Raw genomic sequence first — 23,108 nt, forward strand, 5'->3', positions numbered from 1 at the left:
CGTACCGTCGATTCCATGACCCATACCGACGCCGCCGCCCCGGCCCGTACGGCGACCGGGCTCACCAGTGCCGAGGTCGCGGAGCGCGTCGCGCGCGGTCAGGTCAACGACGTCCCCGTGCGCAGCAGCCGCACCGTCGGGGAGATCGTCCGGGCCAACGTCCTCACCCGCTTCAACGCGATCATCGGCGTGCTCTGGCTGGTCATGCTGGTCGTGGCGCCGATCCAGGACGGCCTGTTCGGGTTCGTGATCCTCGCCAACACCGCCATCGGGATCATCCAGGAGTGGCGGGCGAAGCAGACCCTCGACTCCCTCGCGGTGATCGGCGAGGCCCGGCCGACCGTCCGCCGCGACGGGATCGCCGTCGAGGTCGCCACCTCCGCCCTCGTCCTGGACGACGTCGTCGAGATCGGGCCCGGCGACAAGATCGTGGTGGACGGCGTCTGCGCGGAGGCCGACGGCCTGGAGATCGACGAGTCGCTGCTCACCGGCGAGGCCGACCCCGTCGTCAAACGCCACGGCGACACCGTGATGTCCGGCAGCTTCGTCGTCGCCGGGGGCGGCGCGTTCCGGGCCACCAAGGTCGGCCGCGAGGCCTACGCCGCCATGCTCGCCGAGGAGGCCTCCCGCTTCACCCTCGTCCACTCCGAGCTGCGCTCCGGCATCTCCACCATCCTCAAGTACGTGACGTGGATGATGGCGCCCGCCGCGATCGGCCTGGTCGTCACCCAGCTCGTCGTCAAGGGCAACGACCTCAAGGACTCCGTCGCCCGCACGGTCGGCGGGATCGTCCCGATGGTCCCGGAGGGCCTGGTCCTCCTCACCTCCGTCGCCTTCGCCATCGGCGTGATCCGCCTCGGCCGCAAGCAGTGCCTCGTCCAGGAACTCCCGGCCATCGAGGGCCTCGCCCGCGTCGACACCGTCTGCCTGGACAAGACCGGCACCCTCACCGAGGGCGGCATGGACGTCACCGAGGTCCGCGGCCTCGACGGCAGCGACGAGACCTACGTACGGCAGGTGCTGGGCGCGCTCGGCGAGTCCGACCCGCGCCCCAACGCCTCCCTCCAGGCGATCATCGACGCCTGCCCGGACAGCGACGACTGGCGCTGCACCGAGTCGCTGCCCTTCTCCTCCGCCCGCAAGTACAGCGGCGCCACCTTCAGCGAGGGCGACGGCGAGACCAGCACCTGGCTGCTCGGCGCCCCCGACGTCCTGCTGCCCGCCGACGACCCCTCCCTCGCCGAGACCGAGCGGCTCAACGAACAGGGCCTGCGGGTGCTGCTGCTCGCCCGCGCCGCCCGTGACCTCGACGACGACGAGGTCGCCCGCGGCGCCCGCGCCACCGCCCTCGTCGTCCTGGAGCAGCGGCTGCGCCCGGACGCCGCCGACACCCTGCGCTACTTCGCCGAGCAGGACGTCCACGCCAAGGTGCTCTCCGGCGACAACGCGGTCTCGGTCGGCGCGGTGGCCGCCAAGCTGGGGCTCGACGCCAGGACGGTCGACGCGCGCCGGCTGCCCGCCGAGCGGGACGGCATGGGGCGGGCCCTGGACGAGGCCACCGTGTTCGGCCGGGTCACCCCGCGGCAGAAGCGGGACATGGTCGGCGCCCTCCGGTCCCGCGGGCACACGGTCGCGATGACCGGGGACGGCGTCAACGACGTCCTCGCGCTGAAGGACGCGGACATCGGCGTCGCGATGGGGTCCGGCTCCGAGGCGACCCGGGCCGTCGCCCAGATCGTGCTGCTGGACAACAGCTTCGCCACGCTGCCGTCGGTGGTGGCGGAGGGCCGGCGGGTCATCGGCAACATCACGCGCGTGGCGACGCTCTTCCTGGTGAAGACGGTCTACTCGGTGCTGCTGGCGCTGCTGGTGGTGTGCTGGCAGGTGGAGTACCCGTTCCTGCCCCGCCACCTGACCCTGCTGTCCACCCTCACCATCGGCGTCCCGGCCTTCTTCCTCGCCCTCGCCCCCAACCGGGAGCGGGCCCGCCCCCACTTCGTGCGCCGGGTGATGCGGTACTCCGTGCCGGGCGGGGTGCTGGCGGGCCTCGCGACCTTCGCCACGTACCTGATCGCCCGGCGCCACTACACCGGGCCGGGGGCGCTGGACGCCGAGACGAGCGCCGCGACGCTCACGCTGTTCCTGATCACCCTGTGGGTCCTGGCGATCATCGCCCGCCCGTACACCTGGTGGCGGATCGCCCTGGTGGCCACGATGGGCGCGGGGTTCCTGGTGGTGCTGGTGGTCCCGTGGCTCCAGGACTTCTTCGCGCTGAAGCTGGTCGGGGTGACGATGCCCTGGGTGGCGGTGGGTGTCGCGGTCGTGGCGGCGGCCGCCCTGGAGATCGTCTGGAGACAGGTCGACCGCCGGGCGCCCGCCTGACTCCCGGCGGCCGCCGGGAGGACGCGGAAGGGCCCGCACCCCGCCGGCTGCGGGGTGCGGGCCCTTCACGGTGCGTCCCTCGGGACTCGGCCGCCGCGATGCGACGGACCTCGCTTCAGCGCGTGTCGCTTCAGCGAGTGTCGCTTCAGCGGATGGGGCTTCAGCGGACGTCGCGTCAGCGGACGTCGACGTAGTCGCCCGCGGCCTTGACCGCCGGGGCGGTCGTGGTGCCCACGAAGCTGTAGCGGTAGTAGCCGTCGACCGAGGCCTTGACGGTGGTGCTCAGACCGCCGGTCGAGGTGGTCTTGACGCTCTTCACCGTGCTGTAGGTGGTGGAGCCCTTCTTGCGGAACTGGAGCTGCGCGTAGACGCCGGAGTAACCGGTGTACGTGCCGCTGTCCCAGTTCGCGCGGGTCAGCTTGCCGGTGACGGTGATGGTCTTGCCCTTGGTCACCGGCTCCGGGGAGGCGTTGACCGTCAGCTTCGACAGGCGCTGGAGCTTGGCGGTGGTCAGGGCGTCCTGCTCGGTGTAACCGACCTTGGTCCAGTCGATGACGTCGGAGTAGACGTCCTGGTCGTTCCAGTCGATGACGTAGCCGACCGCCTTGAAGGTGGTGGCGTCGGCGTTGGTCAGCTCCTCGCCCGGGTAGACGTCGACGGTGCCCTTGCAGGTGGAGACGGTCGTCGAGACGTTGGTGCAGACCGGCCAGTCGTCCCCGAAGAGGATGTTCGAGGCGTTGTCGACGGAGCTGCCGCGGTACAGGACGACGTCCAGCTCGGTGTCGGCCGCGGTGGGGTCGACGTCCGCGGAGTGCGTGAGGGTGTAGGTCACCGGGACGCTGACCCTGCCGGTGGTGCCGGCGACGATCGGCTTGCCGTTGTTGACCTTGACGGCGGAGAACTTGGCGTTGAGAACGTAGGGCTCGCCCTCGGCGGCGGTCTCGCCGGCGAAGGTGCTCCGGCCGGAGGCGGCCTCGTGCGCGGCCTTGAAGGAGTCGGCCTTGCTCGGCTCGGTGTCGGCGGCCTGCGCGGCCGGCACGGCAAGGGCGGAAAGGGCCAGGGCGCCGGTGACGGCGGCCACGGTGGCACGTATGCGCATGCATGTCCCAAGTGAAGAAGGGGCTGTCCGGGAGGGTGCCTCCGGTGAGCCCGAGTGGACGCGAGCCTGTCGGCTCGCAGGATGAGATGTCTGACGCGGGGGAATGGTTGTACGGCGCGGGGCCGTCACCTGACCGGTCCCGCTCGGGGGACCGTCGTTTTGGCCTCGCCCGGCTCCGCGCCCGCGCTCCTACTTGACGTCGGCGAAGCCGCTCGCGCCGTCGGCGGAGCCGCTCGCGGCCGTCACCGCGGACGGTCCGGTGACGGCGAGGGCGCCGCGCGAGGCGGCGACGGCGGTGCGGATGCGCATGTGGTGTCCCCCGTGTTCAGGGGCCCGCGGGGCGGATGCGTCCGGCGGGGCCCGAGTGCTCGGTGAAGCGGCTGTTCGCGCCGCTTCACCGCATGAGACTCACCACCCCGCCGAACGGTTGCACGTTAAACGGAGGAAATGTGCGGGACGCGTAGAAGGACGTCAGTCGAACCAGCGGTCCCGTGCCAGTTCGCCCGTCCGCGACGGGTCCTCCAGCAGTGCCGCGACCTCGAACCGCCGAGGCCACTGGCCCGCCGCCCAGGCCAGCCCCGCGGCGACGCCCTCCAGGGTGGAGGCGTGCAGGACGCCGTCGTCCGTCAGCCGCCAGTCGATCTCCACGCCGTCGACGACGAGTTCCCCGTGCTCGACGTAGGTGTCCGGCGTCCGCGGACCGAGCAGCACCCGCACCGGGTCCGGCACGTCGTGCTCGGTGCCCTCGGAGCCGACCTCGCCCGTCACGGACTCGCTCAGCCGCCGCACCTGGAACAGCTCGGCCAGCTCGGCGGCGCGCGCGGGGCGCACGGGCAGCAGCGGGACGCCCTCGGTGAACGGCAGCAGGTCGGGCGAGTCGACGACGACCGCGTCGGCCGCGTCCACCACCTCCACCCGCCCGTCGACGACGGCCCGCACCTCGTCCGGCAGGGTCACCCGGTCCGGGTCCAGCTCGGCCAGCGCCCCGTACAGCCCGTGCAGTTGGGCGGCGGTGACCGGCCGCTCCGGGTCGGCGAGCCGGTCCAGCAGTTCGGCGGCACCGCCCGGCTCATCGAGCAGGGCCGCCACGGACGTCCGCACGCCCAGCGCCCGCAGCACCTGCTCGTCGTCGAAGCCGGTGGCGTCGGCCTCGTCGTACAGCCCGCGCAGCAGCGGGTCCCCGCCGGAGGCGAGCAGCCCCGCCGGACGCCGCCCGTCGAGCACCGGGTGCCCGCGCAGCCACCAGGCCGTGTAGGGCCGTACGACCTCGTGCGTGCCGTCGGGCAGCAGGACGCGCACCGGCTGGGTCAGGGCGTCGCGCAGGGGCGGCTGGGCGAGCAGGGCGAGCGCCTGCGGCCACCGGTCGTCGTCGACCAGGTCGAGGTCGCGGACGGCGACCAGCTCGGTGGCGACCGGGGGCACGGGCGTGTCCGGGAAGCGGTCCAGGACGTCCTCGCACCACACGTCGACGGCGTCCAGCAGTCCGGCGTCGTCGGGCTCGGCGAAGTCGCCCTCCCGGGGTTCGAGCTCGTCGGGGTCGAGGACGACGTCGGTGGCGCGGACGAGCGCGAAGTCGGCGAGCACACCGCACGCGGCGAGGGGCTGCTCGCCCCACTTCTCGGCCAGTTCGGCGTCCACGCAGGCCAGTTCGCCGTCCCGGATCACCTGGGCGAACGGGCTGCCGGGCAGCACGAGTTCACCGGCCGGGGCGAGTTCGCCGTCCTCGTCCGGCAGGGCGAGCGCGCCGAGCCAGGGCTCGTCACCGGGCTCCAGAGCGGCGTCGCGCACCAGGGCGAGGACGGTGTCGGCGAGTTCCTCGGCGTCCGGGGCGTCCTCGTCCCAGGCACCGCCGTCCTCGTCCAGGGAGGCGGCGACGGCGGCCCGCACCTGCGGGGTGGTCAGGACGGCGCGCGGGGTCGCGGGCAGCGCCCCGAGCTTCTCCAGGAGCGGATGGGCGGCGTCCGGGTGGGCCATCTTCAGGCCGAGCCGGGTGAGGACCCCCGCGTCGACGCCCGCCGACTCCGCCGTGGGCAGCAGCACCTGGCGGGGGCCGATCGTGGTCCGCGCCGCGCCGGACGCCGGGGAGGCGTCCCCGGCCAGCGGCACGGGCAGCCCCGAGAGCCGGTCGGGATCCACGCCGGCGAGGCTCTCGTACAGCCGGTGCCACCACTCCGGGGCCTTCTCCAGCCCCGCCAGCCGGTCGACGGCGTCGGCGAGCGGGATCCGGGCCACCCCCAGGGTGCGCAGTTCCACCCGCCGCTCCAGCCCGGCGGGCAGCAGCGTCGGCAGCACCTCGGCCAGCACGCGCACGGTGTCGGCGCCGGCCCCCTCCACCACCTCGGCGTCCCGCGGGCGCAGGGCCTCCGGCAGGTCGCCGTCGTCCTCGGCGGGCCGCACGGCGGGCGGCAGGAAGGCGGTGCGCGGCAGCCGCTCCAGGATCGCCTGGCGCAGCGCCCCGTCCAGTTCGCCCTTGCCGAGCGGCCCCGGCACGAGGTCGACGGCCCCGGCGGTCACCGGCCGCCAGTCGGCGAGCAGTTCGGCGTACGTGTCCGCCGCCCGCAGCACCAGGAAGTCGGTGAGCGGCCCCGGCGCGGCGTGGCGGCGGGTGGTGTCGAGGGGGAAGGAGGCGATGAGCAGGGCGGGCACGCCGAGCGGCTCGTCGCTGGGCGTCGGCGCGTGCACGACGGGGCTGGTCCGCGGGCGGGCGGGCGCCCCCTCGGCGTCGACGGGCACGGCCCACGTCACCGACCAGTGCGGCCTCAGCCGCTCCTCCAGCGGCCGGTCCGCGAGCAGGTCGGGGGTGAGGGGGCCGTGGCCGCCGGCGGTCCGCCAGCGGGTCGTCCCGTCCCGCGAGTCCTCCACGACGGTGAGGGCGCCGTCGGTGTACCGGCGCAGGACGCGGGCGGGCGCGTCCCCGATCTCCACCGCGATCTCCTCCAGCCCGGGCAGCGCGAGGAGTACGGCGTCGTCGACGGCCGCGAGGAGCCGCTCGGCGAGATCGGCGGCGGCCGCGTCGCGCAGGGGCAGGATGACGGCGGTGTCGTACGGGTCCGGAGCGGTGCCCTCGGCGGCGAACGGCAGCCGCAGCAGCGGTACGTGCCCGTCCCGGCGCCGGATCTCGTCGCCCAGCCCGGGGCTGTGCCGGGCGGTCTCGGAGGCCAGCACACGGGCCTCCGGCAGGGACCAGCGGACCCCGCCGTGCCGTCCGACGACGGCGGGCTCGTCGGTCACGGCCAGGACGGCGGCGAAGCCGACGCCGAACCGGCCCACCGAGACCGCTTGCGCGTCCCGCTTGGCGGAGGCGCGCAGGGTGGCGAGCGACTCGACACCGGCGGCGTCCAGCGGCGCGCCGGTGTTCGCGGCGACGAGGACCTGCTCGCGCAGCGTCAGCCGGAGCCGGCCCGGGACCCCGGCCCGGGCGGCCGCGTCGGCGGCGTTCTGAGCGAGCTCCACGACCAGCCGGTCCCGGTAGCCGCCGAGGACCAGGTCCTCCTCGGCGTTGGCGTCCTCCCGGAAGCGGGCGGGGCTGGTGGCCCAGGCGTCCAGCACTCCGCGGCGCAGACGCGCCGTACCGAAGGGGTCCGCGCCCTCAGCTGCCGGCCGCACGAACTTGCTCACGTCGGTTCACTCTCCTCATCGGCGTGGGCTCGAAGGTACCGCGCGCCGGAGAGTGCGACGCGTCGGCCTCGGGCTGCCGCCCCGCCGGGTTGACGCCGGGCACCCGGCCGGGGTGGCCCGGGCCGCCCCTCGGGGCTGCCGCCCCGAACCCCGCACGCACCCGGCCGACGACCGCGTACAGCCTCCCAGGGGCTGCCACCCCCGAACCCCGCGCACACCCCGCCGACGACCGCGCACAGCCTCCCAGGGGCCGCCGCCCCCGAACCCCGCGCACACCCCACCGACGACCGCGCACGACCTCCCAGGGGCCGCCGCCCCCGAACCCCGCGCACACCCCGCCGACGACCGCGCACGACCTCCCAGGGGCCGCCGCCCCCGAACCCCGCTTCGGCCCTGGACGGGCCTCGTCCTCAAGCGCCGGACGGGCTGGTGGGTCGGCCCTCCGGCGTCGAGACCGATCGGCCGGGAAGCAGCAGCCGGCCGCCGGGAGACGGCCCGCCGGCCGAGGAAAGGCCCACCGGCCGGGAGACAGCCCACCGACCGAGGAAAAGCCCACCGGCCCGGGAGACGGCCCACCGGCCGGGCAGCCGGCCGGTGCCGGTGCCGGATCGTGGTTAGGAGTGCCCCAGTTCGGCCGACTCCTCGTCCGCCACCGCCGGTACCGACCCGGAGTCGGCCGACGGGCGCAGGGGGAACGGGTCCACCCTCGTCTCGTCGATCACCGGCGCGGGCGGCTGCGGCGGTTTCGGCATGACGGCGGCCTCGGAGTGGCCGCCGCAGCCGTAGGCCAGCGAGACGACACGGCCGTCCGCCGGGGAGAACTCGTTGGCGCAGACGCCGAAGGCCTGCCCGAGGGAGCCTCCGATGGGCGTGAGGAAACCGCAGCTGACACAGGACGCGGGGGCGGCCTGCGCCATGGGCGTCTTGGGCCCGAAGGCCTCCTCCCAGCGGTCCGCGGCGGTGTGCAGCCCGTACCGCGACAGCACCCGGGCGCGGCGCATGCCGAGCTCCTCCGCGACCGCCGCGACCGAACCCCGCGACGGCGCCGTCGGAAGCTTCGCCGGCGGGCCCGCCGTGACCTCCGCGTCCTCCGCCTCCACCAGGTCCGCCATCTCCGTGGAGACGGCGGAGTTGGGCGGCGGCACGTCCTCGCCGCTGTACCCGGGCTCCAGACGCAGGTCCTCCGCGTCCGTCGGCAGCAGGTCGCCGGGGCCCATGTCGCCGGGGCGCAGCCGCTCGCTCCACGGCACCCACTCCGGTGCCAGCACCGCGTCCGGGCCGGGCAGCAGCACCACCTCGTCCAGCGTCACGATCTTCGCGCGGGACGCCCGCGCGACCGTCACCGCCCAGCGCCAGCCCCGGTACCCGAGCTCCCGGCAGTCGAAGAAGTGGGTCACCACGCGGTCGCCTTCGGAGAGCACACCGACGTGCTCCCCGACCACGCCGGGCGCGGCGGCCTCCTCTGCCGCGGCGCGGGCGAGGTCGACGGCCTCGGCGCACAGGCGGTCGGGGGTGCGGCTTCGCGTGGTCGCTGCGCTCACAGGTATCGCTTCTCTCCTACGCCGTCTCCAGGGTGCGGATTGCCTCCGGCGGTGGAGCGGACGGAGCGGACCTCGGGACCGCGTCGACGTCTGCGTCCGATCGCGCTCGGGCGCACCTGTGCCATCCATTGTGCGGGATGGCTGAGATACGCACGCTACCTGTTCGCGCGCTCCCAGCCCACACCGACGGTGCCTCCACGGTGCTCCGAGCCCCTGTTTCCCGTGTACGACGGCCGCACGGCACACGGCCATACGCGCGGTAACCGCACTACACACGTCTTTCTCGGGGCACTATGACGGGGTGGCAACCGCGAGGACACCCCGGGGAGCCACCGGTACAGGTGGGACGAAGGGGCACAAAGGGAGGAGCCCGGTGAGCGGTTCGGGCCGGATGAGCGGGTCCGTCCGCGCGGTCGGCCGCGCCCTGCACCTCCCGTTCACCGGCACCGCTCGCGGCATCCGCAAGGCCACCCACGCGCACGGCGCCGGTGAGTCCGGCCTCGGCAAGCTGATCGAACTGCACGGCGTGAACGGCGCCGGTGACGTGATGATCACCGTCGCCCTCGCGTCGACGGTCTTCTTCTCGGTCCCCACCGACGAGGCCCGGGGCCGCGTCGCCCTGTACCTGGCGATCACGATGGCGCCGTTCACGGTCCTGGCCCCGGTGATCGGCCCGCTCCTGGACCGCCTGCCGCACGGCCGCCGGGCGGCGATGGCGGGCGCGATGGCCGCCCGCGCCCTGCTCGCCCTCGTCCTGTCCGGCGCGGTCGTCACCGGCAGCCTGGAGATGTACCCGGCCGCCCTCGGCGTGCTGGTCGCCTCGAAGGCGTACGGCGTGGTCAGAAGCGCCGTGGTGCCCCGGCTGCTGCCGCCCCGGTTCTCCCTGGTGAAGGCGAACTCCCGGGTGACGCTGGGCGGCCTGCTGGCCACCGGCATCGCCGCGCCCGCGGCCGCCGGCCTGCAGTTCCTCGGCCCGCGCTACCCGCTCTACGGCGCCTTCGTGATCTTCGTCGCGGGGACGTTCCTGTCGTTCTCCCTGCCCCGGAAGGTCGACTCGGCGAAGGGCGAGGACACCGCGCTGCTCGCCGCCGACGAGCAGCATCTGCACGGCCCGCACCGCAGGCCGGTGAAGCGTCCGGGGCTCAGGACGGTCGGCACCGCCGTCACGCACGCCCTCGGGGCGAACGCCGCCCTGCGCTGGCTGTCGGGGTTCCTGACCTTCTTCCTGGCGTTCCTGCTGCGCGAGCACCCGCTGACCGGGCAGAGCGCGGCGGTGTCGCTGGGCATGGTGGCGGTCGCGGCGGGCACGGGCAACGCGCTGGGTACGGCGGTGGGGGCGTGGCTGCGGTCCCGGGCGCCGGAGCTGATCATCGTGACGGTGGTGGCGGTCGTGCTGGCCGCGGTGGTCACGGCGGCCGTGTTCTTCGGGGCGCTGCTGGTGGCGGGTCTGGCGGCGGTCGCCGGCTTCTCGCAGGCGCTGTCGAAGCTGTCCCTGGACGCGCTGATCCAGCGGGACGTGCCGGAGCTGGTGCGGACGTCGGCGTTCGCGCGCTCGGAGACGCTGCTGCAGATGTCGTGGGTGTTCGGCGGCGCGGTCGGCATCGCGATGCCGCTGAACGGCGCGCTGGGCCTGTCGGTGGCGGCGGCCGTCGTGGCGGCCGGCTGGCTGACGACCGTCCGCGGCCTGCTCGGCTCGGCCCGGCGCAGCGGCCCCCCGCGGACGGACCTGGCGTGATCCGTGCGGCTGGTGCGACGCGTGGGGCGCGTGGCGCAACACACGGCCACGCCGCCCCCCACGTAGAGGGACCGCCCGAGGTGCCCGATAGCCTTCGGCCATGACCACGCTGCCCCGCGGCGAAGCCGCTGATGTTCACCGCGCCGTACGACGCCGCCGCGCCGTCGCCGCCGCCGGCGCCGTTTCCGCCGGACTGCTCGTCCTGTCGGCCTGTGACAAGCCGACGCCGCTGTCCACGATCACCGTCGGCCAGTCCTCGGTCAGCGAGGAGGCCACCTGCGGCGGCGAGGGCGAGGCCCTGCAGCCCGCGGCGCTGACGAAGTGCCTGGCGGACAAGGGCATCGCGTCGATCAGCGTCGACCCGGACGAGACGGTCCGCTTCGGCGTCGACCCCGACGTCGCCGAGAAGCGCTGGACGATCCTGATGAACGGTCAGCCGCTCACCGAGGACAGCGACAAGACGTACCGCACGATCCCCGGCAGCGTGTTCTTCAACGCCCAGTACGGCGCCCAGGGCGACTCGACCCTGGTCTCCATCAAGGCGGGCGACGGCAAGAAGGACAGCCAGACGGTCACCGGCCTGTGGTCCTTCAAGCTCGAGAAGGACGACTGACCACGTCCGCCCCGGTGACCGGCCCGCGCATCCTCGTGGCCACCGCGGTCCCGGCGGAGCGGGACGCGGTGGCACGGGCGTTCGGGGAGGTACCCGGCCGTGCGGAACACCGGCCCGGCGTCACCCTGCACCGTGTGGGTGACGGCTACGACCTCCTCGCCGCCGGTGTCGGGCCCGCCCTGGCCGCCGCGTCCGTCTCCGCCGCGCTGACCGCCGCCGCCCTCGACGGCAGGCGGTACGGTCTCGTGGTCTCGGCGGGGATCGCCGGCGGCTTCCCGCCCGACGCGCCGGTCGGCTCCCTGGTCCTCGCCGACCTGATCACCGCCGCCGACCTGGGCGCGGAGACCGCCGACGGCTTCCTGCCGGTCACCGAGCTGGGCTTCGGAACGGTCACCCACGTCCCGCCCCGGTCCCTGGTCCGCAGGGCCGCGGCCGCGACCGGCGCCCGCACCGGCGTGATCCTGACCGTCTCGACGGTCACCGGCACCGCCGCCCGGGCCGCCGCCCTGCGCGCCCGCCACCCGCGGGCCCTCGCCGAGGCGATGGAGGGCTTCGGCGTCGCCGAGGCGGCCGCCGCGCACGGCACCGCCGTCCTGGAGATCCGCGCGGTCTCCAACCCCGTCGGCCCCCGCGACCGCGCGGCCTGGCGCATCGCCGACGCGCTGGACGCGCTCACCACGGCCTTCGGGAAGCTCGCACCCGTCCTGGAGAGTTGGCATCGACATGACCACTGAGCAGCAGCTGCGGATCGCGTACTCGCCCTGCCCCAACGACACCTTCGTCTTCGACGCCCTCGCCCACGGCCGCGTCCCCGAAGCGCCCGCGCTGGACGTGACGTTCGCGGACATCGACGTCACCAACGGCATGGCGGAACGCGGCGAGCACGACGTGCTGAAGGTGTCGTACGCCGTGCTGCCGTACGTCCTCGACACGTACGCGCTGCTGCCGTGCGGGGGCGCGCTGGGGCGGGGCTGCGGGCCGCTGGTGCTGACCCGGGAGCCGGGGGCCGACCTGACCGGCCGGACGGTCGCCGTGCCGAGCGAGAGGTCGACGGCGTACCTGCTGTTCCGCCTCTGGGCGGCGGACACCGTGCCCGGCGGGGTGGGCGAGATCGTCGTGATGCCGTTCCACGAGATCATGCCGGCCGTACGGGACGGGAAGGTCGACGCGGGGCTCGTGATCCACGAGGCGCGCTTCACGTACCGCACCTACGGGCTGCACAAGCTCGCCGACATGGGCGAGCACTGGGAGTCCACGACCGGCCTGCCCATCCCGCTCGGCGCGATCATCGCCCGGCGGTCGCTGGGCGCCGCCGCCCTGACCGGGCTGGCCGACGCGATCCGCGCCTCCGTGCGCGCCGCCTGGGACACCCCCGAGGTGTCCCGCCCGTACGTCATGGAGCACGCCCAGGAGATGGACCCGTCCGTCGCCGACCAGCACATCGGGCTGTACGTCAACGAGTTCACGGCGGACCTCGGCGAGGACGGCTACGCGGCCGTGCGCGGGCTGCTCGCGCGGGCGGCGGCCGAGGGGCTGGTGCCGCCCCTCGGCCCGGAGGCGCTCGCGTTCCCCTGAGCCGGGTGCGTCAGGGCAGGCCCTACACGTCCAGCTGGTCGGCGACCGCGCGCAGCAGTCCGGCGATCTTCTTGCCGGAGGCCTTCTCGGGGTAGCGGCCCTTCTCCAGCATCGGGGTGATGTTCTCGAGGAGGGTCGTCAGGTCCTGGACGATGGAGGCCAGTTCGTCCGGTTTCTTGCGCTGGGCGGCGGCGACCGACGGGGTCGGGTCGAGGAGGACGACGGAGAGGGCCTGGTCGCCGCGCTGTCCGGCCACGACGCCGAACTCCACGCGCTGTCCCGGCTTCAGGGTCTCGACTCCGGCGGGGAGGACCGAGGAATGGACGAAGACGTCACCGCCGTCGTCGCGGGAGAGGAAGCCGAAGCCCTTCTCGCTGTTGAACCACTTGACCTTGCCGGTAGGCACGTCTGTCCTCGTCCTCGTACTCGTCGGAAAACTGCTTCGGAAAACGGCTCTTGATAGCACTACAGCGGGTCGACCATGACCCGCCGGTACCAAGGCTAATGGTCTTGGGGCCGGTGACAAGACGTCGCCCGGTCGTTCCCTCGCGCTGGGAACTACCCTGGTCGGGTGCGTGACAAAACCCAAACGAATTCCGCCGCGCCCGGTGACCGACTGATCCGTGCCGGTGCCATCGTCTTCTTCATCGGCGCCGTGGCCACTCTCGTCACCGTGGCCCCGCTGTTCTTCGGCACGACGCCTTTTCCGACGTACATGTTCGGATTGAGCATGCTCATGGGCGTCGGGTTCCTCGTCGCGGGAGCGGGTGTCCTGCGGTCCGCCGCGGCCGGACGCCGGCAGGCACGGACGACCGGAAGGTGATTATCGGAAGGTGACGACCGGAAGGTGACGACCGGAAGGTGACGACCGGAAGGTGACGACCGGAAGGTGACGGCGGGCAGGTGACGGCGGGCAGGTGACGGCGGGCAGGTGACGACAGGGGCTGGACCCTGTCGGCCTAGAGTGCCGCGAGGTGGCCGGTGAGCCACTCCGGGAACGCCGTCAGGTCCGGCAGGACGACGTCGGCGCCGGCGGCGGCCAGTTCCCGCGCGTCGCACGGGCCGGTCGCCACGGACACCGCGAGCGCGCCCGCGGCGCGGGCGCCCCGGACGTCGCCGACGTGGTCGCCCACGTAGACGCCGGCGCCGTGCTCGCGCAGCGCCGCCGCCTTCTGCTCGGCCCACAGGTCGCCCATGACCGCGTCGGCGTCGATGCCGAGGTGCTCCAGGTGGAGCTTGGCGTTCGGCTCCCACTTCGCGGTCACCACGACCGCCCGTCCGCCCGCCGCGTGCACGGCGTCCACCGCCTCCCGGGCGCCGGCCATCGCGAGGGTGCGGGTGATCGCGTAGGACGGGTACAGCTCGCGGTAGAGGCCGGCCACGTCCGCGACCCGCTCCGCCGGGAACCAGTGCGCGAGCTCCTCCTCCAGCGGCGGCCCCAGCCGCGTGACCACCAGATCGGCGTCGATGTACACGCCCGTCCGCTCGGCCAGCACCGTGTAGGCGGCGTGGATACCCGGACGGGAGTCGATCAGGGTCATGTCGAGGTCGAAGCCGACGGTCGGCGCGGGGGAACCGGAGGAAGCCATATGGGCCATTGTGCCGGTCCGCCCCGCGGCCTTCGGCCCGTCCGGGACAGGACGTCTCATTTCCGGCGCTGGGAACGCCAGAGCAGGAACAGGGCCGAGGCCACGGCCGCGCCCCGGATCACCCAGGGCAGGGTCGTGCCGACGGCGTCGTTCATCCCGCCCTCGGCCAGGGGGGCGCCCCAGCGGCCCGTGCTGCGTCCCCACAGCCAGGCGAAGCCGGCCGCGACCGCCAGACCCGGCAGGATCATCACCGCCCACTTGGTCTCCCGCTCGGTCAGCCGGCGGGAGGCGTAGGCGATGAGCCAGCCCACGATCATCACGCGCCACTCGCCGATGAGCGCGCCGACGCCGAGGCACGCCACGGCGACGAGGAGGAGGGGGTTGCTCCACCCGCCGGCGAACCGCGGCGCGGGCAGGAGACGGCGGCGCCGGGCGGGAGCCTCACCGGCCTCCCCCGCCCCGCCCGCCTTCCCCGCTTCCGCCGCCGCGCCCGCTCCCGGCGCCGCGCCCGCCGGGTCCCGCGCGTCCCCGGGCGGCGGCGGGGGCTTCAGCATGGCCGGGATCTCGACACCGCCGACGAACCCGGGCACCGAGTCGTCCAGCCCGAGCAGGCCGCCGTCCCGCCGCCACCAGTCCGGGCCCTCCACCCCGTCGCCGAGTTCGTGCGCACCGGCCAGGTGCGGCGGCGACGGCGCGTCCGGGGCCGCGGCCGCCTCCCCCTCGGACCGCTGACGGGGAAGCGCCACCCCCCACCAGCTCTTCGCCCCCTTGGGCCGCTCCGGCCCGCGGTCCCGCTGCACGGGCACGGAGGGCGCCGACGGCGCCTGCGGGGCCGGCGGGGCCTGCGTCTCCGGGCGGTCGCCGGCCGCGGCCGCGACGATCTCGTCCGGGGTGCCCAGGCGGTCCAGGATCCGGCGGACGGCGGCGGGACTGTCGACGGGCGCCCTGGCCCGCCGGCGGTCGATCTCGTTCCGCAGATCCGACACGAGCCGCATCCGCGTGGCCGAGGACAACTGCCGCTGCTGCGCCACGTCCCCGACGCGGCTCAGATACTCGTAGACGACCTGGTCGCTCTCGATCCCCACGGGAGGACGCTATCGCGCGGACCGCCGGGACCACGTCACCTCGGCCCAGGGAGGCGACCCGCTACCGTGGGTGGGATGAGCACCGAGGACCCTCCGGCCCCGCGGTCCCTCGCGGAGGCGCTGCGCGCACGGGACGACGACTCCCTGGCCGCTCTGCTGCGCCGTCGCCCCGACCTCATCACCCCGGTCCCCACCGACCTCACCCAGCTCGCCACCCGTGCCGGGACCCGCGCCTCCGTCGTGCGCGCGCTGGAGCGGCTGGACCGGTTCGCGCTCCAGACGGCGGAGGCGCTGGCCGTGGCCGGGGACCCGGCGACGTACGGCGAACTGCTCGGGCTGATGGCCGGGGACGCGGCCGACGGGGCCGTCGCCCGCGCGCTGCCCGGTGCCGTGGCCGCCCTGCGCGAGCAGGCCCTCGTCTGGGGCGACGACGAGCGGCTGCGCCTGGTCCGCACCGCCCGCGAACTGCTGGCGCCGTCCCCGCAGCACCCCTCCCCGACGGGTCTCGGCCCGTCCGTGCGGGAGGCCACCGCGGGGATGTCGCCGGGCCGCGTCCAGGAGATCGTGTCGGCGGTCGGGCTGCCGTCGACCCATGACTCCGTGTCCGCGGTCGCCGCGCTGACCGGCCTGTTCACGGACCGTGCGCAGCTGGGCGCGCTGCTGGGCCGGGCGCCCGCCGACTCCCTCGACGTCCTGGACCGGCTGGTGTGGGGACCGCCGTACGGCCAGGTCACCGCCGACCCCGCGCCCCGGCTGCGCTGGCTGCTCGACCGGGGGCTGCTGCTGCCGACCGCGCCCGGCACCGTGGTGCTGCCCCGCGAGGTCGCCCTGCACCTGCGGGCGGGCCGCGCGCACCGGACGCCCGAGCCGCTCCCGCCGGCCGTCGAGCCGGCCGTCACCCACCGTCCACAGGATGTGGACGCGACGGCGGCGGGCCAGGCGTACACGGCGCTGGCGACCGTCGAGGAGCTGCTGAAGGAGTGGGACGAAGGCGGGCCCGCGGTGCTGCGGGCGGGCGGACTCAGCGTCCGCGACCTGAAGCGGACCGCCGTCGCGCTGGACGTCGCCGAGCCCGTGGCCGCGTTCTGGGTGGAACTGGCGTACGCGGCGGGGCTGCTCGCCTCCGACGGGGAGGCCGACGAGCGGTACGCGGCGACCCCGGCGTACGACGAGTGGCGGGAGCGTCCGGCGGCACAGCGGTGGGCACGGCTCGCCGAGGCGTGGCTGGTGGCGACCCGGACGTCGGGGCTGGTGGGCGGCCGGGACGCGAAGGACCGGGCGCTGTCGGCGCTGGGCCCGGGACTGGACCGCTCGGCCGCGCCGGAGGTGCGCCACCGGGTGCTGACGCTGCTGGCGGGGCTGCCGGAGGGCGGCGCGCCGGACGCGGAGGCGGTGCTCGGCCGGCTGCGCTGGGAGCGGCCGCTGCGGGGCCCGCAGGGGACGGCGGGCGAGGACGACCTGCGGTCCCGGCTCGGCCGGTGGACGCTGGCGGAGGCCGAACTGCTGGGCGTCACCGGCCGGGGCGCGCTGTCGGCGCACGGCCGGGCCCTGCTGGGGGCGGCGCCGGCCGGTGCGCCGGCCTCCCCCGGCCCGACCGCTCACGCCGCCGCGGAGCCCGCCCCGGCCCCGCGCGCCCCGGCCCCGCTCTCCCCTCCCGAGCAGGCCGTCGCCGTCGCGGCCGCCGCCCGCCTCGTCGCCCCGCTGCTGCCCGAACCGCTGGACCACGTCCTGCTCCAGGCGGACCTCACCGCGGTGGCCCCCGGCCCGCTGCGGCGCCCGCTCGCCGACATGCTGGACGTCCTCGCGGACGTGGAGTCGAAGGGCGGCGCGACCGTCTACCGGTTCACGCCGGCCTCCGTACGCCGTGCCCTGGACGCCGGCCGGACCGCCTCCGACCTGCACGCCTTCCTCGCCGAGCACTCCCGTACGCCGGTGCCGCAGCCGCTGGCCTACCTGATCGACGACGTGGCCCGCAGACACGGCCACCTGCGGGTGGGCGCGGCCTCCGCGTACGTCCGCTGCGACGACGACGCCCTGCTGAACGAGATCCTCGCCGACAAGCGCTCCGCCGGCCTGCGCCTGCGCCGCCTCGCGCCGACCGTGCTGGCCGCCCAGGCCGACCCGGCGGCCCTCCTCGACGGGCTGCGGGCGATGGGCTTCGCGCCCGCCGCCGAGTCCGCCGAGGGCGACGTCCTGATCGCCCGGGCGCACGCCCACCGCACCCCGCCGCGCACGGCGCCCGAGCCGGTGCCCGACGGCCCGCCCGTCCCGGACGCCACGCTCCTCACGGCGGCGATCCGCGCGGTCCGGGCGGGCGACCTGGCCTCCACGGCCCCCCGCAAGCCCACCGACGCCGCCCCGCTCGCCCCCGGCGAACTCCCCCGCACCAGCTCCGCCGAGACCCTCGCCACCGTGCAGGCCGCCGTCCTCACCGGCGAGGCCCTGTGGATCGGCTACGTCAACGCCGAGGGCGGCGCCAGCCAGCGCGTCATCGCCCCGGTCCGGGTGGAGGGCGGCTTCGTGACGGCGTACGACCACACGGCGGACGAGGTGCGGACGTACCCGCTGCACCGGATCACGGGGGTGGCGGAGCTGGCCGACGAGTGACCGCGGCGGACGACCGGCCGCGGCGAATGTCCGACCGCGGCGGACGACCGACCGCGGCGGACGACCGGCCGCGGACGACGGCCGACCATGGCCGACGGCCGACCGCTTTCCCCTCGGGTGAGGCACACTGGACGTTTGGCCGTGCGGAAGGGATGTGCGTACGTGAACGGACCGCTGATCGTCCATACGATCAGGTGCGATGCGCACACTAGCGGATAGGTCCGAGCTGTGGAGCGGTCTGCCTGGTCAGTGTCCGAACCTCGCAGGCTGCCACTTCCTGTCCTGGGCACTCCACACCCGACCCCCGACCTGGGTACCGTCAAGGGGACAAGCCCTGATGGATGGAGCACGATGCCTCGCCGCCCGCTGGAACGCCGGCGCCTCACCCCTAGGGGGGCGCGCTGATGCTGGAAGAAGCCGAAGAGATCGGTCGTCGCGCACGTCGCGCACGGCTCCGCCTCGGCATGACGCAAGCCGACCTCGCCGCCGCCCTGGGCAAGACACAGGGCTGGGTGTCCAAGATGGAACGCGGGCACATCGAACTCGACCGCGTCGGCCTGCTCAACCTGCTCGCCTCGGAACTGCACGTACATCCGAACGACCTGATCGGGCGTCCGTACAACAGCACCACTCCCGCCGAGAATCAGTGGCAGGTGTCTGCTGCCGCGATCATGCGGGAGCTGCGCCGTTACGACCTCGCTCCCGTCTTCGACGGAACCCCCCGCCCAGCCGGTCAGCTGTGGCAGGAAACCACTCGTCTGCATCGCCTCCGCGACGCCGCCGCGAACGTGGCGATCGTGCAGGTGCTCCCCGACCTGTTCCGTGAGGCGCGCGCCCTGGCCGAAGTAGCCACGGGCCACGAGCAGGAAGAGGCGTACGCCATCTACGCGGTGTGCTGCAAGTTCGCCCACACCGCCGCGCACGCCCTTGGACACCTGGAGCTGATCGCCATGGCATGCGAACGGGCTGCATGGGCCGCACGGCTGTCTGGCGACCCTGTAATGCCTGCCGTCGCCGACTGGATGCGCGTGTGGGACATGTGGGCTACGGCGGACTGGGACGACTCTGTGGCCTTGTCCGACAAGGCGATTCGCAGTGTGCAGCGGGAGTACGACCGCGGTGAGCCGCTGGCCGTTCGGGCCTGGGGGACACTGCAACTGCGCGCTGCTGTCTCTGCCGCGCGCGCTGGTCGCAAGGCCGAAGCGAAGGACCGGATCAAGCACGCGCGGAGTGCAGCCAAGCGGATGCAGGAAGCCGCCGGCCCTCCGGTGTACGACCGTCACAGCCTGACCTTCTCGCCGGGCAACGTGCAGATCCACGCGATCAGCGTCGCCCTGGAGATGCATGAGCAACGTGAGGCGCTGTCGATCAACCGGCGCACTAGTAAGGAGTTGATCGCGTCTCTTCCCAACTCCCGTCAAGGGCATCACCACATGGACCTGGCCCGCGCGTGGCTGTGGGATGGGAACCGGGACAAGGCGCTGAAGGAACTGGAGAAGGCCGAGGTCATCGCCCCTCAGCTCGTCCGGAACCATCCCATCGCCCGGTCAACCCTGCGCAGCATCGTGTACGCCGAGCGGGCGAGCACGCGTGAGAAGCTGCGTCGCATGTCAGACCGCTTCCACCTCGACGGCTAGGGGTCGTATTCCTGTGGTTCATATTGGGCCCCGAGCACCCACCTAGCTTCGGGGCATGGCCGATCGAACCTCGCAGCAACTCCCCGCGTCCCAGACTGCTTTGCGGGCAGGCAGCCCCTTCCATCCCCGCCTTGGCGACCTCGCCATCGATCTGGCCAAGGCGGGAACGATCGGGGTCGTCGTCGCCCTGCCAAGCGACAGCTCGGCGTCCTACCAACTCCGTCCGCCCGGCGGAGGCGTGGACTGGCGCGCGAGGTCCGACGGAAGCACCCTCCGCCCCGTGCCGGTTCCGGTCACGCACGTCACACCCGTGAAGCGCGACGCCGTGTACGACCCGCGTGCGCAGCAAGCCGCCATGGCGGTGACCGTCCACTACGAGGACGGCGGCGTCTGCGAGTCGATGCTCGTCCTCACCCCTGCGCAAGTCGAGCTGTACTACAACCAGCTCGACCGCATGATCAAGGCGAGGGAATCGGCTCAGGATCGTCGGCGGTGAGGCCGGACGTGCTGATGCTCGCCCCACCGGCCTCTGCACGTGCCTTCGTGCGACCTCCCGTCGCATTCCGGTGTGAGGCCACTGCCTATGACCTCAGCGGTTCCCGCGAGGTCCTGCTCTCCACCTATCGCGGCCGTTCCCCACGCCTCGCGGCACGGTGGCTGAGAGCGTCCGCGCACCGTTTCGCGCGGCTGTTGTCCCCGGACATCGGGGCCCGGGGCCTGCGTGACGCGCCGCTCCTCCTTGCGGGCCCGGAAGTCCCGCGCCCTGATCTCGAGTTACGAGCGTGGGCGGACAGCGATCCGGCGTACGAGCAAGCTCTTTGCGCCCTCGCCGCGGGCCGCGCGTTCATTTTCACCGTGGCGGACTACGACGCCCGGTACTGCCTCCGCGTGTACCCGCTGCCGACTCGCCGGCCTCGCCTCCCGCAGCATCCTGCCCCGGCCGGGGGCCTACCCCACCCCTCGGTGAGGGCAGGCCGTCACCGAGGTCCCCGCGGGCGTCGTCCGACCCGATGACTCCCGCCCCCGCGTCTTTTCCGGTTCCCCCCCGGCGCGGGGGCGGGTCCACCGCGCAATCGCAGCTGAACCGCTGAACGCACACCCGCCGCTCTGCGGCGCTGTCCTGCCCATCTACCGAGGGGAAGACGCGGTGACCATCTATCCCGTATCGCCGAACACCGTGCTCGCCAACGCGCTGACGAAAGCTGAGGACCTGCTGAGGCCGCACATCGCCCAGGTGGCTCCGGAGCGCATCGTGTTCGTGGTGGGAACGCAGATCAACGGAGCACCGCACGTCGGCACGTCGCTGGTTCAGTCGCTCACGTTCGCCACGGCGGCCCGGATCCGGGACAGGTTCGGCGTACCGGCTGAAGTCCAGTTCGGCGCGCTCGACAACGCCCCGTACGCCATCGTGACCGACAAGGAGACCGGTCACCGCTACCAGCGGGCCTACGCGCACGCCCTGGGCGAGGTGGGCATCGCCGACCAGGTCGACAAGCTGTACCGCCCGCTGTTCACCGCGCTGTCCGAGCGCCTGGACGTGCCGTACTCCGTCGAGACCTACAGCCAGCAGCAGGCAGGCGAGCATTTCCGCCGTACCTGGCTGCTCCTGCTGCCCCGCCTGGACGCCGCGCGCTGGCACCTGTCTCCGTCGTCCGGTGTGCCGCACGTTCGCGTTCCCTGCCCGCGCCCGGGATGCGGATGGGCTGAGAAGTACGCCGAGCGGACCCGCGTTCGGGATGACGGTTTCGAGCGGGCAACCATCTCGGCTGTGTGCCTGCACCACGGCGCATACGAGGTCGTCATCGAACCCGCGACGGGTGGATACCTCGACCTCGCCACGCTGTACCGCAACCTCGTCAAGGAACTGGCCATCGCTGGGCGGGACGGCACTCTGAACGTCATGGTCAAGGGCGGCGACTGGATGCCCGGCTGCCTTCTCGTCGACGGCGCCCTACAGGCGGTGGGCCTCACTCGCGGACAGATGACCGCCCGGCTCTTCTGCCCCCAGATCGTCACGGACACGGGCGCGAAGCTGTCCAAGTCCCTCATCCGTGAGGGGCGCGTGCCCTTGCCCGACGGTGTGGCCCCGTGGATGCTCGACACCCGCGAGTGGCCGGGCTCGTTGGGAGAGTACATCGATCGCTTGCTCGGTCTGAGCGACGTGCTACTCGCCGACCCACGCCATTTCTTCCGCTCGTACTCGGCCGGTGAACTCGGCCGGCTCATGTCCGCTGCAACAGCAAGGAGCGTTCCCGCCCCATGACGGAGACTGCCGCCGTGCGCGTCCGTGAACTGAACCTCTATCGCCGTTACTTCCACCTCGTCGCCGCTGGTCAGAAGACGATCGAGGTGCGGGTGAAGTACCCCCACCTCGAAGACCTGGCCGCTGGAGATGTCATCCGCTTCCGTATCAAGGGCACCGAAGAGACGTGTGACGTCCTGGTGAAGCGGGTCACGGAGTACAAGTCGTTCGAGGAGCTGCTTGACGGGGAGGGCCCGGCGAACGTCAACCCGGCCTCCTCCCGCGAGCAGCAGCTCGCCAACATCCGCGATATCTACCCGGCGGAGAAGGAAGCGCTCGGCGCTCTCGCCATCGCAATCGAGCTGCCGCCCCAGTAAGCCCGCTGCACGGTCCCCGCTCCCCCGAGGGGACTGCTTGCGGCTTCCTGTCCGCCGCTCGTGCCCATGCTGCGGGCGGCGGACGCCCACAAGAAGAGACCGGACCACCCCTCAGCCTGGACAGCGATCCGGGGTGGTCCGGTCTTGGAATCCCTGCTCAGGACCCCGGTGCCGATGGTACCGGGGCGGTCGGCGTGCTCGAACGCGGGTGCGGCTGCAACCCACTTACCCCACTTGCCAGTTTGAGAGGGTCCCTGTTGAAGTCCGTTTGTCGGCATCCCAGTTCTGACCTGCACCACCGAAAGTCAGCCACGGCGGCGGGTGCGTCGAACGAGCACCCGTCACGTGTGTCTCCAGCAACCCTCCGCCGGCCCCAGCCACGCTTCCTCTATCCGTCACGGCCCTCGACCCCTTCCCGGCCTGGGCGTTGCCGACGAAGGGCCTGGCGCCTGGGCCTGCTTGCTGCTTTGGAGTCCAACGGCTGCGAAGCGCGGACTGGTCGGATGGCGCGGTCTCGCTTGGTCGGTGTCGGCCTGGTCCTGGTGCTCGGAGTGGTCGCGTTGCTTCCTGGTCTGCCTGTTCGCCTCGGCATGGCTGCGCGCTGAGCGGGTGGGGGCCGCCGGAGCGGTGGCGGAGACAAGGAGCGGCGGCGGCCCACGGCCGCCAGCGCGCGCGGGCCGCCGTAGGCGGGCCGCCTTGATCCAGTAAAGAAACTCTGAACAGCTCCGCAGGGCAGGGCATCGGTCGAGCAGCGCGCGGGACACGCGACCACACCGTGAACACGCTCTGGACCTGCGTCAGAGGCCCCGCCGGCCAAGCCATCAAGCAGTGCCCCGGCGGTTCGAGCTAGCACGTACGCAACGACGGCACGGCGGCAATCGGGGAGCGATGACCGAGCACATACAGGACAACGAAACGGGGTTGACCAGCATTTACGTCGGGGATATGGAACAGGTGACCGAGCTGATCAATGACATGCGGGCCATGGTCGGTCGCCTCAGTAGGGAA

General features: G+C 73.5%; 17 protein-coding genes. 11 read left to right on the forward strand and 6 right to left on the reverse strand.

What is annotated here, in order from left to right; all coding sequences use genetic code 11:
• Window positions 1-15: 15 nt before the first annotated feature.
• The gene (locus ACFV9M_RS06165) at window positions 16-2,382 is read left to right on the forward strand and encodes an HAD-IC family P-type ATPase (RefSeq protein ID WP_385070722.1); all 2,367 of its coding nucleotides are present in this window, start codon (window positions 16-18) and stop codon (window positions 2,380-2,382) included.
• A 175-nt stretch (window positions 2,383-2,557) separates the two neighbouring features.
• On the opposite strand, the gene ACFV9M_RS06170 is transcribed toward ACFV9M_RS06165, so the two are convergent.
• The 3 genes from ACFV9M_RS06170 to ACFV9M_RS06180 form a co-directional block, all read right to left on the reverse strand.
• Entirely contained in the window at window positions 2,558-3,481 is a 924-nt protein-coding gene (locus tag ACFV9M_RS06170) for a hypothetical protein (protein WP_385069821.1), read from the reverse strand.
• Window positions 3,482-3,952: 471 nt separating this feature from the next.
• On the reverse strand, window positions 3,953-7,099 hold the full coding sequence (locus ACFV9M_RS06175; RefSeq protein WP_385069822.1) for a sacsin N-terminal ATP-binding-like domain-containing protein: 3,147 nt from the start codon (window positions 7,097-7,099) through the stop codon (window positions 3,953-3,955).
• Window positions 7,100-7,713: 614 nt separating this feature from the next.
• A complete protein-coding gene (locus ACFV9M_RS06180) occupies window positions 7,714-8,640 on the reverse strand; it encodes a DUF3027 domain-containing protein (protein ID WP_385069825.1) in 927 nt (308 codons plus the stop codon).
• 301 nt (window positions 8,641-8,941) lie between these two features.
• On the opposite strand from ACFV9M_RS06180, the gene ACFV9M_RS06185 reads away from it, so the two are divergent.
• The 4 genes from ACFV9M_RS06185 (at window position 8,942) to ACFV9M_RS06200 (ending at window position 12,563) form a co-directional block, all read left to right on the forward strand.
• Window positions 8,942-10,375, forward strand: a complete 1,434-nt coding sequence (locus tag ACFV9M_RS06185) for an MFS transporter (protein ID WP_385069827.1) — start codon at window positions 8,942-8,944, stop codon at window positions 10,373-10,375.
• A gap of 100 nt (window positions 10,376-10,475) precedes the next feature.
• Window positions 10,476-10,988 carry a DUF2771 domain-containing protein gene (locus ACFV9M_RS06190; protein WP_385069830.1) on the forward strand — a complete coding sequence of 171 codons (513 nt, stop codon included), beginning with the start codon at window positions 10,476-10,478 and terminating at the stop codon, window positions 10,986-10,988.
• Between the two features lie 14 nt (window positions 10,989-11,002).
• Window positions 11,003-11,722: a futalosine hydrolase gene (locus ACFV9M_RS06195; RefSeq protein ID WP_385069833.1), complete on the forward strand. Its 720-nt coding sequence runs from the start codon at window positions 11,003-11,005 to the stop codon at window positions 11,720-11,722.
• Window positions 11,712-12,563 (forward strand): 1,4-dihydroxy-6-naphthoate synthase, encoded by an 852-nt coding sequence (locus tag ACFV9M_RS06200; RefSeq protein WP_385069835.1) that lies wholly within the window; start codon window positions 11,712-11,714, stop codon window positions 12,561-12,563. The genes ACFV9M_RS06195 and ACFV9M_RS06200 overlap by 11 nt, the downstream gene beginning before the upstream one ends.
• A gap of 22 nt (window positions 12,564-12,585) precedes the next feature.
• Here the strand turns inward: ACFV9M_RS06200 and ACFV9M_RS06205 are convergent, their stop codons facing one another.
• Window positions 12,586-12,969 (reverse strand): cold-shock protein, encoded by a 384-nt coding sequence (locus ACFV9M_RS06205; protein ID WP_385069837.1) that lies wholly within the window; start codon window positions 12,967-12,969, stop codon window positions 12,586-12,588.
• Between the two features lie 165 nt (window positions 12,970-13,134).
• On the opposite strand from ACFV9M_RS06205, the gene ACFV9M_RS06210 reads away from it, so the two are divergent.
• Window positions 13,135-13,386, forward strand: coding sequence for a hypothetical protein (locus tag ACFV9M_RS06210; protein ID WP_385069840.1), 252 nt, complete (start codon window positions 13,135-13,137; stop codon window positions 13,384-13,386).
• A gap of 136 nt (window positions 13,387-13,522) precedes the next feature.
• Here the strand turns inward: ACFV9M_RS06210 and ACFV9M_RS06215 are convergent, their stop codons facing one another.
• Both ACFV9M_RS06215 and ACFV9M_RS06220 read right to left on the reverse strand, forming a co-directional pair.
• Window positions 13,523-14,152 carry an HAD family hydrolase gene (locus tag ACFV9M_RS06215; protein ID WP_385069842.1) on the reverse strand — a complete coding sequence of 210 codons (630 nt, stop codon included), beginning with the start codon at window positions 14,150-14,152 and terminating at the stop codon, window positions 13,523-13,525.
• Between the two features lie 56 nt (window positions 14,153-14,208).
• Window positions 14,209-15,237: a hypothetical protein gene (locus tag ACFV9M_RS06220; protein WP_385069845.1), complete on the reverse strand. Its 1,029-nt coding sequence runs from the start codon at window positions 15,235-15,237 to the stop codon at window positions 14,209-14,211.
• A 75-nt stretch (window positions 15,238-15,312) separates the two neighbouring features.
• Here ACFV9M_RS06220 and ACFV9M_RS06225 point away from each other — a divergent pair, with 75 nt between their 5' ends.
• From ACFV9M_RS06225 to ACFV9M_RS06245, 5 genes are all read left to right on the forward strand, one after another.
• Window positions 15,313-17,844, forward strand: a complete 2,532-nt coding sequence (locus tag ACFV9M_RS06225; protein ID WP_385069847.1) for a helicase-associated domain-containing protein — start codon at window positions 15,313-15,315, stop codon at window positions 17,842-17,844.
• A 404-nt stretch (window positions 17,845-18,248) separates the two neighbouring features.
• Window positions 18,249-19,481, forward strand: coding sequence for a helix-turn-helix domain-containing protein (locus ACFV9M_RS06230; protein WP_385069850.1), 1,233 nt, complete (start codon window positions 18,249-18,251; stop codon window positions 19,479-19,481).
• A gap of 55 nt (window positions 19,482-19,536) precedes the next feature.
• Window positions 19,537-19,977: a hypothetical protein gene (locus ACFV9M_RS06235; RefSeq protein ID WP_385069852.1), complete on the forward strand. Its 441-nt coding sequence runs from the start codon at window positions 19,537-19,539 to the stop codon at window positions 19,975-19,977.
• Between the two features lie 651 nt (window positions 19,978-20,628).
• Window positions 20,629-21,744, forward strand: a complete 1,116-nt coding sequence (locus ACFV9M_RS06240; protein ID WP_385069855.1) for a hypothetical protein — start codon at window positions 20,629-20,631, stop codon at window positions 21,742-21,744.
• Window positions 21,741-22,100 (forward strand): ASCH domain-containing protein, encoded by a 360-nt coding sequence (locus tag ACFV9M_RS06245; RefSeq protein WP_385069857.1) that lies wholly within the window; start codon window positions 21,741-21,743, stop codon window positions 22,098-22,100. The genes ACFV9M_RS06240 and ACFV9M_RS06245 overlap by 4 nt, the downstream gene beginning before the upstream one ends.
• Window positions 22,101-23,108: the final 1,008 nt, after the last annotated feature.

The sequence above is a fragment of the Streptomyces sp. NPDC059895 genome (assembly GCF_042731035.1).
In the GTDB taxonomy this organism is placed as follows: domain Bacteria; phylum Actinomycetota; class Actinomycetes; order Streptomycetales; family Streptomycetaceae; genus Streptomyces.